The organism is Xanthomonas sp. SHU 308 (assembly GCF_000364645.1).
In the GTDB taxonomy this organism is placed as follows: Bacteria; Pseudomonadota; Gammaproteobacteria; order Xanthomonadales; family Xanthomonadaceae; genus Xanthomonas_A; species Xanthomonas_A sontii.
Map to the genome: position 1 here is coordinate 1 of NZ_AQOK01000413.1, position 3,020 is coordinate 3,020.

Annotated in this window: 3 protein-coding genes and 1 pseudogene; 1 reads left to right on the forward strand and 3 read right to left on the reverse strand. The window is 71.1% G+C overall.

All coding sequences use genetic code 11. The features are described from left to right. From D588_RS0113815 to D588_RS0113825, 3 genes and pseudogenes are all read right to left on the reverse strand, one after another. Positions 1-771: pseudogene (locus D588_RS0113815) on the reverse strand (leucyl aminopeptidase family protein); the annotation flags it as partial. Positions 772-820: 49 nt separating this feature from the next. Continuing rightward, positions 821-1,537 (reverse strand): HAD family hydrolase, encoded by a 717-nt coding sequence (locus D588_RS0113820; RefSeq protein WP_017916404.1) that lies wholly within the window; start codon positions 1,535-1,537, stop codon positions 821-823. A gap of 111 nt (positions 1,538-1,648) precedes the next feature. Next, positions 1,649-2,761 (reverse strand): AI-2E family transporter, encoded by a 1,113-nt coding sequence (locus tag D588_RS0113825; protein WP_017910745.1) that lies wholly within the window; start codon positions 2,759-2,761, stop codon positions 1,649-1,651. A 15-nt stretch (positions 2,762-2,776) separates the two neighbouring features. On the opposite strand from D588_RS0113825, the gene D588_RS28560 reads away from it, so the two are divergent. Then, positions 2,777-3,020, forward strand: a 244-nt coding sequence (locus tag D588_RS28560) for a hypothetical protein (protein WP_232764302.1), incomplete at its 3' end; no start/stop codon positions are given.

The window sequence follows — 3,020 nt, forward strand, 5'->3', positions numbered from 1 at the left end:
CAGCGCCAGTGCGTGCGCGGCGCCGCCCATGTCCTTCTTCATGTTGCGCATGCCGTCGGCCGGCTTCAGGTCCAGGCCGCCGGTGTCGAAACACACGCCCTTGCCGACCAAGGCCACGTGTGGGTGCGCCTCCTCGCCCCAGCGCAGCACCAGCAGGCGCGGTGCGCGGTGCGAGGCGCGGCCGACCGCGTGGATCGCCGGGAAGTTCTGCTCCAGCAGCGCGTCGCCGATGATGCTCTCGAACTGCGCGCCGTGTTCCTGCGCGATCGCGCGCGCAGCCTCTTCCAACTGCTCCGGCCCCATGTGTTCGGTGGGCGTGTTGACCCAGTCGCGCACGCGCAGGCTGGCCGCGATCAGGTCGCGCACTTCCGCCTGCGGCGTTGCCAGCAACTGCGCCGGCAGCCGCGGCGGTTGCTTGTAGCGGGCGAAGCGGTAGCTGCCCAGGCCCCAGCCCAGGTGCAGCGCCGCCAGCGTGTCCGTGTCCAGCGCCGTTTCCACCCGCCAGGTGCTGCCGGCCGGCAGCGCGAACGGCGCATGCGCGTAGGCATACGCATCGCCGCGATCGCCGACGCCCAGCACCGCCGCAGCCACGCCGTCGGCACCCGGCAGCAGCAGCACGCTGCCCGGCGCGGCCATGAACTGCTGGGTGTCCATCCACGCCACCCACGCCGGCGATTGCGCCGCGCGCCATTCGGCCAGGTGCTCGCGGTCGAGCACGTACAGCGGCAGCGCATGGGTGGAGGCGTCGGTGAAGCCGGTCGGCAGGGACATCAGCGGATCCTTGGAAGAGGGAGAAGACCGGTAGGCGAGAGGGCGCGGATCAGGCGCGCGCCGCGTCGGCCGGCTGGGTCGCGTCCAGCCAGTCGGCCAGGCCGGTGAGGGTGTCGAAGTGCAGATCGGGCGGGGTCGGCGGATGCCAGGCCTGCGCCTCGCGGTTGATCCAGCAACCGCGCAGGCCGGCCTGCATCGCACCGACCACGTCGATCTCGATATGGTCGCCCACGTGCAGCACCTGTGCGCAGGGCAGGCCCAGGCGCGCGCAGGCGGCGCGGAAGATGCCCGGGTCCGGCTTGGCCGCACCGTGTTCGCGGGCACTGAGCTGGAAGGCGAAATGGTGGTCCAGGCCGATCGTGGCCAGGTCGGCGTTGCCGTTGCTCAGCGCCACCACCGGCACGCGCGCGGCGATGCGCTCCAGCGCGGCGATGCTGTCCGGGTAGCACTCCACCTGATTGCGCGCGGCATGGAACACCGCATACGCAGGTTCCAGCAACGCTTCATCGGCGCCGCTGTCCTGCAGCGCACGGCGCAGGGTCAGCCGACGCAGTTCGCTGAGGTCGTGGTGCAGGTGCGGATGCGCGGCGAACACCGCTTCGCGCAACTGCCGCATCGCCGCGACCGGGAAGCGCGCGGCGGTGGCCGGGCTGTGCTGCAGCAGCCAGTCGTGCAGCACCTGCTCGATGCGCGCGCCGATCGGTGCGAACGGCCACAGGGTGTCGTCCAGATCCAGCGTGATCGCGCTGACGGGGAAGGAGGGCATGGAAGTCACCGGCGCATTTTACGCCAAGCGCCGAGGCCTACGATGGCCGTGCCCGGTAGACAGTACCCGCGCGCTTCCGCCAATCCCCAATCCCGACTCCCGAATCCCGTTTCACTCAAGCAACCGCGCCCAACGCTGCATGCCTTCGACCCGCGCCAGCACCATCTTGATGCACACCAGCAGCGGCACCGCCAGCAGCAGGCCGATCATGCCCCACAGCCAGCCGAACAGCATCAGCGCCAGGATCAGCATCAGCGGCGAGATCGCCATGCGCCGGCCGAGCACGATCGGCGTCACCACCTGGCCTTCCAGGGTGTGCAGCGCCAGGTACAGGATCGCCGGCAGCGCCGCGCTCAGCGGTTCGCGGAAGGCGACGAAGCCCATCAGCAGCATCAGCACCGCGCCGATCAGCGGCCCCACGTAGGGCGCGAAGTTCAGCAGCGCCACCACAGTGCCCCACAGCAGCGCTTCCTGCGGCGGAATGCCCAGCAGGATCAGAATGCCGGCGAAGATCAGGCCGACCAGCGTATTGATCACGGTGATGGTCAGGACGTAGCGCGAGACCTCGCGTTCGATCGAGCGCAGGATCTCGGTAGTGAATTTCTGTTGCTGGCGGCTGGGCAGCAGCGCGATCGCATGACGCTGCAGGTTCTCGCCGAACACCATGAAGAAGAACGTCAGCAACACCACCGCCAGCGCCGAGGCGGCCACCCGCGGGGTCCGCACCAGCGCCTTGTACGGGTCGTCCATCTGCGTGCGGATCACCTGCACGCGGCGTCCGCTCTCGCCGCCGGCGGCGCGGGCGAAGTTCTCCGCGGCCTGGTTGGCCTGCTGCATCGGCTTGGTCAGGTCGCGCACCTGGGTGGCCAGATGGCGCAGCTGTGCCGGCGCCTGCTGCGCCCACTCGGCGGCGGGGCCGGCCAGTTGCACGGTCAGCGTCGTCGCTACCGCCATGCCCGACAGCAGCACCAGCAGCGCGGCCAGGAAGCGCGGCAGGTACAGCCGTTGCAGCATGCGCAGGATCGGGTTGCCGACCAGGGCGAAGAAGGCGGCGAGCAGGATCGGCAGGATCACGTCCTGCGCGGCCCACAGCGTGTAGCAGACTGCCAGGGTGGCCAGCACCACCAGCGAGACCGGTCCGCGCGGGCGCGGTGCGGGCGGCGGCGGCAGGGGGCCGTGCGGGGCGTCGTCGGCGACGACCGCGGGATCGGGAACTGTGCTCATCGGACCTGCGATGCGGTGGCCGCGGCGCGCGCCGCAGTGCACGCGCCGAACGGCGTCGAAAAGGAAGCGAAGTGTAGGCCGGATCGTGGCCGGCGCGATATCAAGGCGGCGTGGCCGCCGCGTGCGCGCGGCGTGGCGGCCCGGGCCAGCCACGCGCCGATCCCAGGAACGTCAGTCCTTGCCCTGGCGCTCGGACAGATCGGTGGCCGCTTCGGCCGCGGCGGGTTGCCCGGGGCGCGAGGCCATCGGCGGCCGCGGC